This is a genomic window from Truepera radiovictrix DSM 17093, assembly GCF_000092425.1.
GTDB lineage: Bacteria > Deinococcota > Deinococci > Deinococcales > Trueperaceae > Truepera > Truepera radiovictrix.
In genome coordinates this window covers 886,249-898,389 of sequence record NC_014221.1, presented here as the reverse complement: position 1 = coordinate 898,389, position 12,141 = coordinate 886,249, and the positions used below count along the sequence as shown (strand labels likewise).

Here is a 12,141-nt window from a genome sequence, read left to right as displayed (position 1 = left end):
CGCTAGAACGCGCAGCTTGCAGCAGACTGGTTCGCGGACCCGCACCTCGCCCCCTAGAGCGAGATGGGCGCGTCGACGTCGTGCTCGGCGAAGAGCTCTTTGAGCATCGCCAGGTTTTTGAGCGCGTGGCCCTTGGTGGTGTTTTGGAAAAACACGTAGACCTGCTCGAGCCGCTCCGCTTGCGCCACAACAGCGCTCACCCACGGCCGCAGCTCGTCCGGGGTGTAGCGGTAGTCGTGGCGCTCGGCGGCGCTCTTGCCGCCGTACCATGTGTCCTCGTTGCGCCCGTGCAGCCGGATATAAGCGGTGCTCGAGGTCACCAGCAGCTCCGGCGGGGGCAGCTTGGGGAGCTGCGGGTAGTCGACGCTGACCGCGATCAGCCCCGCTCTGGCGAACGCTTCATACACCTCCGGCACGTGCCACTCGGCGGTGCGAAACTCCACCGCCAGCGCCTCGCCGGCTTCCGCAAAGCGGTCGGTGAGGCCCTTGAGGTAGCGGCGGTTTTCGGGCGTCCGGTGAAACGAGTAGGGGAACTGCGCCAGAAAGGGCCCCAGCATCCCCGCCTCGCGGAGCGGCGCGACCGACTCGAAAAGGCGTCCGTAGAGCTCCGCGTCGGCGTCGCGGGTGTGCGTCATGCTCTGGTGGAGTTTGACGGCGAAGCGAAGTCGCGCCTCGCTCTTTTTGAGCATCCCCGCGAAGGCTTTCGTCCCGGGGATGTTGTAAAACGAGCTGTTGAGTTCGACCGCGTTAAAGTGCGCCGCGTAGTGAGCGAGATAGTCGCCCGGCTTGGTGCCTTCGGGGTAGAACAGCCCAACCCAGTCGTCGTTGCTGTAGCCGCCGGTGCCCAGGTAGAGTTCCATGCTCCAGCCTACGCCGCGGCGCGCGCCGCATGGGAGCCCCGCGCGTACACGTCGCCAGCTGCGCGTACGCCCACCCGCAGCGAGGTGTATACCGCGCGCGCGAACAACGCCGCTGCTCGTTGCGGCGCCGTGCTAGAGTCGCCGTCACAACTCAGCCGGGAGGACACTAGGGTGGACGACAGGAACAACGTCCGGGGCGAGCAGGTCGGGGTGTACCCGCAGCGGGAGGGGCGTATCGACAGCGGCGACCGGTTGCAGGAGGTCGAGCGCGAGGGGCAGCGGCCGCGGGGTGCGGGCGGCGGCAAACTCGCCCTGCTCATCGCGGGGCCGCTGCTGGCGCTGCTGCCGCTCCTGATCGCCGCACCCGCGGGGCTCCCCGAACCCGCGTGGCGGCTCGTCGGGTTGACCGCCTGGATGGTCCTGTGGTGGCTCTCCGAGGTCGTCCCGCTCGCGGCGACCGCCCTGCTGCCGCTCCCCTTTATGCCGCTTTTGGGCATCGCCCCCGAGGGGGAGACGGCGGCGAACTACGCGAACCCGATTATCTTCCTCTTTATGGGCGGCTTTTTCATCGCCGCGGCGATGCAGCGCTGGGGGCTGCACCGGCGCATCGCGCTCAACATCGTGCGGCTCATCGGCACGAGCCCCGCGGGCATCGTAGCCGGCTTCACCGCGGCGACGGCGTTTTTGTCGATGTGGATCTCCAACACCGCCACGGCGGTGATGATGTTCGCGGTCGGCATCTCGCTCATCGACTACCTCAAACAGCACCTCGCCGACCGGAGCCAGGTGCGCAACTTCGGCGTGGCGCTCATGCTTTCGATCGCCTACGGCGCGTCTATCGGCGGGGTCGGGACGCTTATCGGCACGCCCCCCAACACGCTCATGGCGAGCTTTTTGGCGAGCACCTACGGGCTCGAGGTCTCCTTCGCGCGTTGGATGGCCCTCGGGGTGCCCCTGCTGCTCGTCATGCTGCCCTTGGGGTGGCTCTGGCTCACGCGCGTGGCCTTCCCCGTCCGGGGGTTGGAGCTCGGCGCTGCGGGCGACAAGATCCGCGAGGACATCCGGGCACTAGGCACCATGAACCGCGGCGAGAAGATCGTGCTGGGCGTCTTTGTGGCAACCGCGCTCGCCTGGATGTTCCGCCCGCTCCTCAGCACCTGGACGGGCCTGACGCTCTCCGACACGACAGTCGCGCTAATAGCCGCGACGCTCCTTTTCGCTATCCCCGTGTCGCGCCGCGAAGGCTTTACGCTCACCTGGCGCGAAGCGCAGGAGATCCCCTGGGGGGTGCTCTTGCTCTTTGGCGGCGGGCTCGCGCTCGCGGGCGCTTTTGGCTCCACGGGGCTCGCCGAGGCCATCGGCGACGGCGTGAGCGGGTTGCAGGGGGTGAGCATCTGGTGGGTGGTGCTGATCGTCACGGCGGTCATCGTCTTTTTGACCGAGCTGACCTCGAACACGGCGACCGCCGCGACCTTTTTGCCCATCATGGGGGCCGTGGCGGTCGGTTTGGGGCAGTCGCCTTTGCTGCTGGTCGTACCGGTCGCCGTCGCCGCCTCCATGGCTTTCATGATGCCGGTCGCGACCCCACCCAACGCCATCGTCTTCGCCTACGACGACCTCGACATCCGCGACATGATCCGCGCGGGGCTCTTTATGAACCTGCTCAGCATCACAGTGATCTTCCTCGCCATGCTCGTGCTCGCGCCGCTGGTGTTCGGGATGTAGCACCTCGTCGGTTGTTCGCGCGCCCAAGCTGCGCTCCAAGCGCGGCTGCTATACTCGCGCCACGATGGTCCTGGACGTCACCCACACCACCCACTACCGCTACAGCCAGCCCGCCTGGGATTCGTTTAACGAACTCTGGCTGCAGCCCACCGACGACCACCGGCAGACGCGCCTGGCGTTCGAGTTGGACATCGCCCCCAAGGTGACCGTCAGGACCCACCGCGACCGCTTCGACAACCTCATCCACCACTTTCACCTGCCCCACGACCACACGGAGCTGGTGATCACCGCACGTTCCACGGTCGTCACCTACGAGACGCCGGCCCCTCTGGCGGTGAGCGCCCGGACGCTGCCGGAGCTGCGCCACCGCTTCTTCGAGTTTTTAGCCCCGACCGCGCGCGTGCCCCTCAACGAGAACTGGCACCGCGTCTTCGGGGCGCTGCCTCTAGACCCGGAGGGCGACCTCGTGGGCTACGTGAGCGCCATGACTAGCTACCTGCACGGGCGCTTTACCTACGCCCCCGACGCTACGGACGTGAACACGCCGCTCGCTGACTTCGCCCAGCACGCTTCGGGCGTCTGTCAAGATTTCGCGCACGCCATGTTGGCGCTGTGCCGCAGCTCCGGCATCCCCGCGCGCTACGTTTCGGGCTACATCCACTCAAAACCTCGCGGCGACGAGCGGCTTATCGGGGCGGAGGCGTCGCACGCCTGGGTTGAAGCCTTTTTGCCGGGGAGCGGTTGGGTCGGCTTCGACCCCACGAACGGCTGCTTGGTGTCGCCCGCGCACGTCAAGATCGGACACGGGCGCGACTACGACGACCTGCCGCCCGTGCGCGGGCTGCGGCGCGGGGGGGGCGACTCGAGCCTATCGGTCACTGTGCAGGTCCGCCACGCCTTGTCCCGACCCGCACCGCCGAGCAGCGACGCGTAACCTGGCACGCGCTGCGCGCCCCCCGTTACGCGCGGATCTCCTGCCGCTGAAAGAGCACGTAGGCGAGGGTAAAGAGGAGGATGGTGGCGGCTATGAGCCCCGTCAGCTGCGGCCAGATGAGGAGCAGACTCTGCCCCAGGGGCAAAGGCGCCCCGACCAGCGCCCCCTGGAGCTGGCTAAAGAGCACCGGTCCGAGAGTGCGGGTCGCGGGGTTGAGCAGCACGAGCGTGCTCTCGCTGAAAAGCGTGTTGGGCGACAGGCGCGCCAGGGCGTCCTCGAGCCGCGCTTGCGCGAGGGCGGCGCCCAAGGGGTCTTGCGCTTGTAGCGGTTGCGCGAGGGGCACGATGAGCGAAACGAGCAGGGGCCAGAACACGGCGAAAAGCAGCCACACGGCGAGCGCGGCCATCGCCGAGGTCGCGCTCTGCCGGAAGAGCACCGAAAAGAGCAGCGCCAGCGCCAACCACACCCCCGCGTAGGCGAGCGTCGCCACGAGAAAAAGGAGGCTGCGCGCGATCTCCTCGAGGCTGGGCGGGGCGCCGAGGAAAAAGATCCCCATGCCGACGACCAGCAGCCAGAGCGCGAGCAGGGTGATGAGGAGGGTTAAAAGACCCGCTACGAACTTGCCGAAAAGGAGCGCGTCGCGGTAGATGGGGTGTGAGAGCAGGCGGCTGAGGGTGCGGCGGCCGAACTCGCTGTTGACCGCGTCGAAGCCGAGGGCGATGGCCATCAAGGGGACCAGAAAGCCCAAAAACGCCACGAACGACGGCAGCGGCTCCTGGGCGGCGGTAAAGAGCTGCAAAAAGGGGAAGGTGTTCGGGTCGGCGCCGCGAAGCGCCTGGGTAGCGGCGTAGACGGTGCCGAGCGCGGTGAGCAGCACGAGCCCCTCTAGAAGCCGCACCCGCACGCTCGCGAAGTGGTCGGCGAGCTCTTTACCGACGACCGCGCCGAGCCCCGTCCAGGGGCTGCCGCGCCGGGAGCGGCTAAGCGACGCCACGACCGACCTCCTCGGGGTGCGCGGCGCGCCCCGCGCGCCCGAAGTGGTGGGCGTAGACCTCGTCGAGCGAACGCGCCTCGAGCTGCAACCCGTAGAGCGCCCCCCCGCACCCCGCGACCGCCGCGGCGAGCTGCGGGCGCAGATCGGTGCGCGCCGCGGCGCGGTAGCGCCCCGCGCCGCGGCGCTCGACCCCCAGCACCCCCGGCACGCCCCTGAGAGCCGCCTCGACCGCTTCCCCGTGGGCTTCGACCTCGATGTGATAAGCGCTCCCCAACACCCGCTGCGACAGCGCCTCGACGGTGCCCTCGAGCTCGAGCCGCCCCGCGCGAAAGAGCCCGACGCGGTCGCACACCGCCTGCACCTGGTGCAGCAGGTGCGAGGAGAGCAGCACGGTGATGCCTTCGGCTTTAAGCGAGCGGATGAGGTCTAAAAACTCGTCCGCCGAGCTCGGGTCCAAGCTGGCGGTCGGCTCGTCGAGCACGGCCACCTGCGGGGCTTTGAGGAGCACCTCGGCGAGCCCCAGACGCTGGCGCATCCCCCGCGAAAAGGCCCCGACGCGTTTGTCGGCGACCTCGGCGAGCCCCATACGCGTGAGCACCGCCTCGATCCGCCCCTCGCGCTCGGCCCGCGGCAACCCCATCAAGCGGGCGCTGTAGCGCAGGTTCTCGCGGGCGGAGAGGTCGTCGTAAAACCCTACCGCGTCCGGCAGGTAGCCGACCCGGCGTTTGACCTCGAGCGGTTCGCGAGCGGGGTCGAAGCCGAGCACCCGCACCCGCCCCCCGCTCGGTTCGGTGAGCCCCAAGAGCATGAGGATCGTCGTCGTCTTCCCCGAACCGTTGGGGCCTAAAAGCCCGTAGACCTCCCCCGGCGCGACGCGCAGGTCAAGCCCCGCGACGGCGACGAAAGTGCCGTAACGCTTGCTGAGCCCCTCGGCCTCGATCACCGGCGCCGCGGCGCTCGCGGGTGCGACGCGCACCGCAGGCGCCGCGGGGGCCATAGACGCCTCCGCGCGCACCCCTACCGCCTCCCGAAGCGGGCCACGGCGCCCCCCATCACGAGGAGCGCGACGGCGATGACCGCCACGGCGACCCCACCCCAGAGCGTCGAGGTGGTGGTGGTGATGCGAAAGTCCGCCGACTCCGAGAGCCCTTCGCCCGAGGCCCGCAGCGTCAGGACGTAGTCGCCGGCGATCGCGTTCTCCGCCGGGGTGAGGTTGAGCCGCACCTGCTCCTGCTGGCCCGGCTCGAGGCGCGGCAGCGTCTCGGGTTCGAAGGTCGCCGTCCACCCGTCGGGCGTGGTCGCCGAAAACGACACGTCTTCGGCGGGGGCGCTGCCGGTATTCAGCACGACAAGCTGCAGCGGCGTGCTCTGACCGATAGCGGCCCGCGCCGAGAGCACCCCGTCGACGCTCGTGAGGTTCAGTTCGGGTCGCCCGGTGATCTCTAAGCCCAGCGGCAGCTCGGCCTGCGCCCGCTCCGAGGTCGCCTGCACCAGCACCTCGTAGTCGCCCGCGGTGACGTTCGGCGGCGGCGACACCTCAACGCTTAACGACTGCGTCTCCCCCGCCGCGACCGGGATGCTCGTGACCTCGTTGCCGCCGCTGCGAAACGCCACGCTAAACCCAGGGGGCGTCTGCGCCTGCAAGGTGGCGGTGGCGTCGGTGCTGCTCTCGTTTTGCAGGCGGACGTTAAAGGTAAACGACGTCGTCGGCCCCCCCCGCAGCGCGGGCAGCTCGCTCGTCAAACTCAGGCGCGGCGGCAGAAGCTGCGCGAGGGTGAGCGTGAGCGGCAGCTCGTCGCTCACCCCCTCCCCTTCGGCGCGCAGCGTCAGGGTGTAGTCGCCCGGCTCCGCCTCGGCGGGGGGTTCGACCTGCAAACTGAGCTCCACGCTCTCGTCGGGGCCGACCTGCACCTGCTTGACGGGCACCCCGTTGCCCAAAAAGGTCACCGTCCACCCCTCGGGCGCCTCGCTCACCGTGAGGTCGAGCAGCTGCGGCGGCAGACCGTAGTTGCGCACGGTGAGTTCAAGCGTCGTCGTCTCCTCTAGGCTCACGCTCGTAGCTGGAAAGGGGGTGGTGAGCGCCAGCCCGCGGTAGTCCGTCTGGGGCGCCTCGGCGTCTTGCGGCTGCGCAGACGCCCCCCCTAGGATGAGAAAACCGCACAACACAGGCAGCAGCGACGAAGGAAAGCGGTTCACAGATAACCTCCGGCATGACGTGAAAACGCCCCATTCGTTTGAGAGACGGCAAACTCGGGCGTTGTTCCGAGATGATTTTAGGGAGCCGAAGCTAAAGACAACATGTGAAGGACATGTAAAAGCATTGTTTGTAACGCCGTCACTTGCGCGCCGCGTTACGCGTTCGGGTCGGTGCGGGGCGCCTGCTTAGCAGGTGCTACAATCAGCGGGGCACCGGGGGCACCCCCGCGCCAGCGCTCCTTGGGCGCTTCGGTGAGCGTCGGCGAAGCGCCCGCGCCGCCACCGCACTTCAGGGTGACTTCAGGGTGTCGCCGAGGGTCGCGAGAAGGGTACGGTAAGGGTACAGACGTGGACACGGTTCTTTTTCTGCAGAGCTTCGCCTCCCCCGCCCTCGACCGCTTTTTTCAGCTCGTCACCGACCTTGGGTCGGAAGGGGCGTACATCGTGCTGCTACTTAGCGTCTACTTGGCGCTCGACGCGCGCCTCGGGCAGCGGTTGGGGGTCTTCGTCCTGGTCACCTTTTTCGTAAACTTTCACCTCAAGGGGCTCGTGGGCACGCCGCGGCCCTTTGAGCTCGACCCCGCGCTCGGCCGCACCCCCGAGGCGGTCGCCGGGGCGCTCGGACCCGGGTTTCCGAGCGCGCACGCGCAGAGCAGCCTGACCTTCTGGGGCTACGCCGCCCTGTGGCTGCGCCGCCGTTGGTTCTGGGCGCTCGCGCTCGCCCTCGTCGCCCTCGTCTCGCTTTCGCGCCTCTATCTGGGGGTGCACGTGCTCGCCGACGTGCTAGGCGGGCTCGCCCTCGGCGCGCTCTTTTTAGGGCTCGTGCGCGCCGCGGAGCCCCTCTGGGGACGCTTACAGGGCGTCCCTAAAGGGGCGCGCGTGGCGCTCGGGGTGCTCGCGCCGCTCGCGCTCATGCTGCTGCTGCCGCCCCCTGGGCTCGAGCCCGACCTCATCTTGGGGGCGCTCGCCGCCTTTTTGACCGCGCCCCTTTTGGCCCCCTACGCGCCGCCCAGAGCGCTCTGGCAGCGCCTCGTCGCCGCCGCTTTCGGCGTCGCGTTGGTGTTCGCTGCGCTTCTTCTCTCGAGCCTGCTGCTGCCCGAAGCGCTCAAGCGCGACCCCCTGGGGGGCTTCGCGCGCTACCTGGTGATCGGCTACGCCGGTCTGCTGCTCGTGCCCGCGCTGGTGAGCTGGGTGTGGCCCCGCGTCAAGGTGGTGCGTGCGGCGGATTAAGCTGACCCTCGAGTTCGACGGCACCGACTTTTTCGGTTGGCAGGTGCAAGCGGGCGCGGCGCACCCCGTGCGCACGGTGCAGGGGGTGCTCGAGGCGGCGCTCGCCACCCTCCCCGGCGCCAGACCCAAAGCGCACGCTGCGGGCCGCACCGACGCGGGCGTGCACGCGCTCGCGATGGTCGCGCACTACGACACCGACGACCGCATCCCCGTCGCCAAGGTGCCGGCGGCGCTCAACGCCCGCCTCCCGCCGGACGTGCGGGTGCTGCACGCCGAGGAGGTGCCGCGGAGCTTCGAGGCGCAGTTTAGCTGCTGCTACCGCCGCTACCTGTACCGGATGCGGCTCCTGCGGGCGTCGCGCGCCGGGTCGGCGTTGGAGCGGCGCCGCGTCCTCTTCGTGCCGGGAGCGCTCGACCTAGAGGCCATGCAGCGCGCCGCTCCCCGTTTCGAGGGGACGCGCGACTTCGCCGCGCTCGCCACCCAAGAGTCGCGCACGACGGTGCGCACGGTCTACCGGTGCCGCCTCGGGGCCGCTGGCCCCGACCTTACCTTAGACATCGCCGCCGACGGTTTTTTGCGCAACATGGTGCGCGCCGTGGTCGGCACGCTCCTGTGGGTCGGCGAGGGCAAGCTGGCTCCGGAGGACGTGTCCGCTCTGCTCGCCGCGCGCGACCGCCGCCGCGCCGGACCGAACGCGCCGCCGCACGGGCTCTACTTCGCCGAAGCGGGGTACGAACCGTGGGGGACGCGCGCCGAGGACGCGGAGTAGAATCAACCATGACCCATTTTGAAGACGGCAGCGCCGTCATGGTGGACGTCTCGGAAAAAGCGGACACGGTGCGCGAGGCCACCGCGTGCTCGAGCCTGCTCTTGCCCGCGCCCGTCTTGGCGGCGCTCAAAGCGGGGGCGAGCGCCAAGGGCGACCCCATCGCCGTCGCCGAGCTCGCGGGGATCATGGCTGCCAAACGCACGAGCGAGCTCATCCCGCTCTGTCACCCGCTGCCGCTGAGCAAGGTCGCGGTGCGCGGCGAGCTCGACGAGGCGACGGGGCGGGTGCGCTTCACCGCGACCTGCCGCGTCACGGGCAAGACCGGCGTCGAGATGGAGGCGCTGGTTGCCGCGAGCGTCGCCGCGCTCACCCTATACGACATGCTTAAAGCCCACGGCAAGGGGATGGTCGTCGCCGAGACGAAACTGCTCAGCAAAACGGGCGGAAAGTCGGGGCCGTGGCGAGCCTGACCTTCGCGCGCCCCCTGAGCCCCGAGGACGAGGCGCTCACCGAGCTCGACCGGCGTTACGCCGAAGCCTTCGGGCTCGAGCCGCTCTTAAGCCGCAGCAGCGTGCTGTTCTACGTCCGCACGGGGCACGCCTTCGTGGCGGTGCGCGCGGGCGAAGCGACCGGTTTCGTGCTCGCGCAAGCCGTCTGGAACGGCGCGCGCCCGACGGTCTACGTCAACCGCTTGGCGGTCCCCGACCCCGAGGACACCGCCTCCCGCGAGGCGCTTTTAGAGGCGGTCACCAAGAGCGCTTACGACGCGGGGGTCTATGACCTCTGGGTGCAGGTGCCGGAGGCCGACGCGGCGGCCGCCGCGGCGCTCGGCGCCAAACGCTACCGGGCGCTCCCCGAACGGCTCTACGCGCGCACGCTCGGCTCGAGGGGGCAGCGCTAGAGGGTGGCGACCATCTACGTCGGCGTCTATTTGGCGCGCCTCGAGGCGCCCTGGGTCACGTCGCTTAAGGAGAAGCGCTCACTCATCAAACCCGTGACCGAAAAGCTCAAGAGCCGCTTTCCGGTCTCCGTCGCTCGCCTCGACGGGCTCGACGCGCACGACTGGGAGCTGATCGGCGCCACCGCGCTGAGCCACGACCGGGTGTGGTTGGAGGGGCTGCTCTACCGCGTCGGGGATTTTGTCGCCGCTCACGGCACCTTCCGGGTCGCTGAAAGCCGCGTCGAGCTCGAGGCGTGGGAGGGGCTCGAGCGCTAGCGGCCCGCGGCGACGCCCCCAAAGCGCCGAAAACGCCCCGTTTGCGGTAGAATACCCCCAAACTGACACGGGGACAGGGACGCACGTGCCCGCCTAGGGCACCGAGTCACCCATGTGGTCCAACCTGCCCCTAAGGAGTAGCATGGCAGAAAAAGCGCGGTTGGAGGGGCACGCCAAGCCCGTTCAACCCCCTCAACGCCCACCGGCCGCTCGAGCCGACGAGGCCGTCGACCAGCTCTACGTCACCGATGAGGCGCTCGCGACGCTGATCGGCCTCGCCGCCCACGAGGTGCCGGGGGTGATCGGGATGGCGCCCGCCAACCTCCGCGAGGGGGTGCGGCGGATCCTGGGCAAACAGCAAGCCGACGAGGGCGTCGAGGTGACGCGGCCGGCGAAGGCCGCCAAAGGCGCCGCCAAGGGTCAAGGCGCCGGGGTCGCGGTGACGCTGCACGTCGCGGTCGCCTACGGGGTCAACATCCCGGCGGTCGCCGAGTCGGTCAAGGAGCGCGTGCTCTACGCCGCGGCGGCGTTTGCGGGCGTCGCCGTCGACAGGGTCAAGGTGCACGTCGTAGGGGTCGGCCGTGCTGGACGCTAAGCAGGCGACCTCGCCGGAGCGGCTCGAGGCCGCCGACCTCGCCACCGCCTTCGCCTACGCCACCGACTGGCTCGGCGTCTACGTCGACGAGGTCAACGCCCTCAACGTCTACCCGGTCCCCGACGGCGACACGGGCACCAACATGCACCTCACCATGCAGTCGGTCAGGCGCCAACTCAGCGACGAACGCCCGAAGACGATGGCCGCGCTTGCCCACGCCCTCGCCTACGGGTCGCTCCTCGGCGCGCGCGGCAACTCGGGCGTCATCTTGAGCCAGGTGCTTAAAGGGTTTTCCGAAGCCATCCGCAGCCACACCAGCTTGAGCGCCCAGGCGTGCGTCGAAGCGCTCCAGAGCGCCACCAAGAGCGCCTACGCCGCTGTCATGAAACCCGTCGAGGGCACCATCCTCACGGTCGTGCGGCGCGCGGCCGAAGGGGCGCGCGAGGCGGCTTCGGGCCGCCCCCTAGACGTCTTACGCGACGCGTGGCGCGCCGGGGAGAAAGCGCTCAAAGAGACGCCCGACATGCTGCCCATGCTCAAGCAAGCGGGCGTGGTCGACTCCGGCGGGCTGGGCTTTTTACGCGTGCTAGAGGGCCTTATCGCCTCGTATGAAGGCCGCGACCTGCCGCCGCCGCCGAAGATCACCACGCGCGCCCAAGAGGCCTTCGAGGAGCAGGAGTTCGGCTTCTGCACCGAGTTTTTGCTCTCGGACGTGACGGTGCCCACCAAGGAGATCCAGGAGCTCGTCAAGGATTTCGGCGACTCGCTCCTCGTCGTCGGCGCCGAGGGGTACGTCAAGGGGCACATCCACACCGAGGAGCCCGAACAGCTGCTCGCGGCGGTCGCGCGCTACGGCAAGATGGTGCGCTCAAAAGTCGAGGACATGAGCGAGCAGCACCAGGAGATCCTAGCTGGCGTCGACCTCGCCGACGCCGAACCGCCCCAAAGCGCGCTCGTTGCGGTGAGCGCCGGGCACGGGGTGACCAAGGTCTTCCGCAGCCTCGGCGCGCGCGTCGTGGGCGGCGGGCAGACGAACAACCCGAGCGTGCAGGACATCGCCGACGCGGTGCGCAGCGTCGGCGCGCGCGAGGTCGTGGTGATGCCCAACAACAAAAACATCATCATGGCCGCCGAGCGGGTGCGCGAGCTCGTCCCCGACAAAGACGTGCGCGTGCTGCCGACCCGCACCCTCGGTCAGGGGCTCGCGGCGGCGGTGCTCTTCGACGACGCGGCGAGCGTCGAGGAGCTCCTGCCCGAGATGCAGGCGGCCGCCGAGCACGCCCGCACCCTCGAGGTCACCACGGCGAGCCGCAGCGCCACGGTCGACGGCGTCGAGGTCAGCGAGGGGCAGTTTATCGGCCTTCTCGACGGCCGCCTCACCGTCGCCGAGAGCTCGCCGGAGGGGTGCTTGGAGGCGCTGTTGCAAGGGGTCGCCGACGACGTCGAGATCGGCGCGCTCTTTTACAACGCGGTCGTCGGGCGCGAACGGGCTGAGGCGTTTCACGCGGCGCTCTCGGAGCGCTTCCCCAAGCTCGAGCTCGAGCTGCACCCGGGCGCCCCCGACCTCTACCCCTACTTGCTGGCGCTCGAGTAGCAAAAGCGCGGCCGCGCCGGATACACTA

Annotated in this window: 13 protein-coding genes; 9 read left to right on the top strand and 4 right to left on the bottom strand. The window is 69.3% G+C overall.

From position 1 onward, the window contains the following. Positions 1-53 precede the first annotated feature (53 nt). Positions 54-860, bottom strand: a complete 807-nt coding sequence (locus TRAD_RS04125; protein WP_013177335.1) for a DUF72 domain-containing protein — start codon at positions 858-860, stop codon at positions 54-56. A 171-nt stretch (positions 861-1,031) separates the two neighbouring features. Between TRAD_RS04125 and TRAD_RS04120 the strand changes: the two genes are divergently transcribed. Further along, entirely contained in the window at positions 1,032-2,585 is a 1,554-nt protein-coding gene (locus TRAD_RS04120) for an SLC13 family permease (RefSeq protein WP_013177334.1), read from the top strand. Positions 2,586-2,649: 64 nt separating this feature from the next. Next, a complete protein-coding gene (locus tag TRAD_RS04115; protein WP_013177333.1) occupies positions 2,650-3,519 on the top strand; it encodes a transglutaminase family protein in 870 nt (289 codons plus the stop codon). Positions 3,520-3,544: 25 nt separating this feature from the next. Here TRAD_RS04115 and TRAD_RS04110 read toward each other — a convergent pair whose 3' ends face one another. From TRAD_RS04110 to TRAD_RS04100, 3 genes are read right to left on the bottom strand one after another with little or no spacing between them, the layout of a single operon-like run. Then, the gene (locus TRAD_RS04110) at positions 3,545-4,513 is read right to left on the bottom strand and encodes an ABC transporter permease (RefSeq protein WP_013177332.1); all 969 of its coding nucleotides are present in this window, start codon (positions 4,511-4,513) and stop codon (positions 3,545-3,547) included. Further along, on the bottom strand, positions 4,500-5,510 hold the full coding sequence (locus TRAD_RS04105) for an ABC transporter ATP-binding protein (protein ID WP_013177331.1): 1,011 nt from the start codon (positions 5,508-5,510) through the stop codon (positions 4,500-4,502). The genes TRAD_RS04110 and TRAD_RS04105 overlap by 14 nt, the downstream gene beginning before the upstream one ends. A 20-nt stretch (positions 5,511-5,530) precedes the next feature. Beyond that, positions 5,531-6,709: a COG1470 family protein gene (locus TRAD_RS04100; RefSeq protein WP_013177330.1), complete on the bottom strand. Its 1,179-nt coding sequence runs from the start codon at positions 6,707-6,709 to the stop codon at positions 5,531-5,533. Between the two features lie 348 nt (positions 6,710-7,057). On the opposite strand from TRAD_RS04100, the gene TRAD_RS15060 reads away from it, so the two are divergent. The 7 genes from TRAD_RS15060 (at position 7,058) to TRAD_RS04065 (ending at position 12,113) form a co-directional block, all read left to right on the top strand. Next, positions 7,058-7,939 carry a phosphatase PAP2 family protein gene (locus tag TRAD_RS15060; RefSeq protein ID WP_013177329.1) on the top strand — a complete coding sequence of 294 codons (882 nt, stop codon included), beginning with the start codon at positions 7,058-7,060 and terminating at the stop codon, positions 7,937-7,939. Beyond that, entirely contained in the window at positions 7,926-8,708 is a 783-nt protein-coding gene (gene truA, locus TRAD_RS04090) for a tRNA pseudouridine(38-40) synthase TruA (RefSeq protein ID WP_013177328.1), read from the top strand. Before TRAD_RS15060 ends, truA begins: the two co-directional genes overlap by 14 nt. An 8-nt stretch (positions 8,709-8,716) precedes the next feature. Continuing rightward, the gene (gene moaC / locus TRAD_RS04085) at positions 8,717-9,178 is read left to right on the top strand and encodes a cyclic pyranopterin monophosphate synthase MoaC (protein WP_013177327.1); all 462 of its coding nucleotides are present in this window, start codon (positions 8,717-8,719) and stop codon (positions 9,176-9,178) included. Continuing rightward, positions 9,166-9,609, top strand: a complete 444-nt coding sequence (locus TRAD_RS04080) for a DUF1999 family protein (protein ID WP_013177326.1) — start codon at positions 9,166-9,168, stop codon at positions 9,607-9,609. Before moaC ends, TRAD_RS04080 begins: the two co-directional genes overlap by 13 nt. A gap of 3 nt (positions 9,610-9,612) precedes the next feature. After that, positions 9,613-9,924, top strand: a complete 312-nt coding sequence (locus TRAD_RS04075; protein ID WP_013177325.1) for a DUF503 domain-containing protein — start codon at positions 9,613-9,615, stop codon at positions 9,922-9,924. Positions 9,925-10,066: 142 nt separating this feature from the next. Further along, entirely contained in the window at positions 10,067-10,519 is a 453-nt protein-coding gene (locus TRAD_RS04070; protein WP_013177324.1) for an Asp23/Gls24 family envelope stress response protein, read from the top strand. Then, positions 10,506-12,113 (top strand): DAK2 domain-containing protein, encoded by a 1,608-nt coding sequence (locus TRAD_RS04065; RefSeq protein ID WP_013177323.1) that lies wholly within the window; start codon positions 10,506-10,508, stop codon positions 12,111-12,113. The genes TRAD_RS04070 and TRAD_RS04065 overlap by 14 nt, the downstream gene beginning before the upstream one ends. The last annotated feature ends 28 nt before the right edge of the window (positions 12,114-12,141 follow it).

What these genes read in the sequence shown, in the direction of transcription:
- TRAD_RS04125 (WP_013177335.1), bottom strand. Translation starts at nt 860, where the DNA reads ATGGAACTCTACCTGGGCACCGGCGGCTACAGCAACGACGACTGGGTT.
- TRAD_RS04115 (WP_013177333.1), top strand. Translation starts at nt 2,650, where the DNA reads ATGGTCCTGGACGTCACCCACACCACCCACTACCGCTACAGCCAGCCC.
- TRAD_RS04105 (WP_013177331.1), bottom strand. Translation starts at nt 5,510, where the DNA reads ATGGCCCCCGCGGCGCCTGCGGTGCGCGTCGCACCCGCGAGCGCCGCG.
- moaC (WP_013177327.1), top strand. Translation starts at nt 8,717, where the DNA reads ATGACCCATTTTGAAGACGGCAGCGCCGTCATGGTGGACGTCTCGGAA.
- TRAD_RS04070 (WP_013177324.1), top strand. Translation starts at nt 10,067, where the DNA reads ATGGCAGAAAAAGCGCGGTTGGAGGGGCACGCCAAGCCCGTTCAACCC.